Origin of the sequence: Pseudoxanthomonas sp. CCNWLY206-1 (genome assembly GCF_039710385.1) — a bacterium.
Classification (GTDB): domain Bacteria; phylum Pseudomonadota; class Gammaproteobacteria; order Xanthomonadales; family Xanthomonadaceae; genus Pseudoxanthomonas_A.
In genome coordinates this window covers 1-1,327 of record NZ_JBDKXI010000016.1, presented here as the reverse complement: position 1 = coordinate 1,327, position 1,327 = coordinate 1, and the positions used below count along the sequence as shown (strand labels likewise).

Genomic DNA, 1,327 nt, shown 5'->3' with positions numbered 1-1,327 from the left:
CATCGGCAAGCAAGAATTCTTCCCCGGCATCGGCCGCATTCCGTTCGAAGGCCAGGCCTCGGACAACCCGCTGGCGTTCAAGGTCTATGACGAGAACCGCAAGATCGGCGGCAAGAGCATGCGCGAGCACCTGCGTTTTGCGGTGTGCTACTGGCACAGCTTCTGCAACGCCGGCCACGATCCGTTCGGCCCGGGCACGCGCCATTACCCGTGGGAGGCCGGCAACGGCAACCCGCTGCAGAAAGCCGAAGCCAAAGTGGACGCGGCGTTCGAGTTCTTCACCAAGCTGGGCGTGCCGTACTACTGCTTCCACGATATCGACCTGGCCCCGGATGCCGAGGAGATCGCGCAGTACGAGCAGAACCTCAAGCATATGGTCGCCCTGGCCAAGGAGCGCCAGCAGGCCACCGGCATCAAGCTGCTGTGGGGCACGGCGAACCTGTTCAGCCATCCGCGCTACATGAACGGTGCCTCCACCAACCCGGACTTCGACGTGGTCGCCCGCGCCGCGGTGCAGGTCAAGGCCGCGCTGGACGCCACCGTCGAACTGGGTGGCGAGAACTACGTGTTCTGGGGCGGCCGCGAAGGCTACGCCAGCCTGATCAACACCGACATGAAGCGCGAACAGGAACACATGGCGCGCTTCCTGACCATGGCGCGCGATTACGGCCGCAGCATCGGCTTCAAGGGCGTGTTCCTGATCGAGCCCAAGCCGATGGAGCCGATGAAGCACCAGTACGACTTCGACAGCGCCACGGTCACCGGCTTCCTGCGCCAGCACGGCCTGGACAAGGACTTCAAGCTCAACATCGAAGCCAACCACGCCACCCTGTCCGGCCACACCTTCGAGCACGACCTGCAGGTGGCCTCCGACGCCGGACTGCTGGGCAGCATCGACGCCAACCGCGGCAACCCGCAGAACGGCTGGGATACCGACCAGTTCCCGATGGACCTGTACGACACCGTCGGCGCGATGCTGGTGGTGCTGCGCCAGGGTGGGTTGCAGCCGGGCGGCCTGAACTTCGACGCCAAGGTACGCCGCGAATCGACCGATCCGCAGGACCTGTTCCTGGCCCACATCGGCGGCATGGACGCGTTCGCGCGTGGCCTGGAGGTCGCCCATGCGCTGCTGGAGAACTCCCCGCTGGAAACCTGGCGCAAGGACCGCTACGCCAGCTTCGACAGCGGCGCGGGCCGCGACTTCGAACAGGGCAAGCTGGATCTGGCTGCTCTGCGCGATCTGGCCAGCAAGCAAGGCGAACCGAAACAGATCAGCGGCCGCCAGGAAGCGTACGAGAATCTGTTGAATCAATATCTGCTGCGTTGA

General features: G+C 64.7%; 1 protein-coding gene. It reads left to right on the top strand.

The annotated features are described in order from the left end of the window. The first annotated feature begins 1 nt into the window (after nucleotide 1). Nucleotides 2–1,327, top strand: coding sequence for a xylose isomerase (gene xylA, locus AADW18_RS19540; protein WP_337345084.1), 1,326 nt, complete (start codon nucleotides 2–4; stop codon nucleotides 1,325–1,327).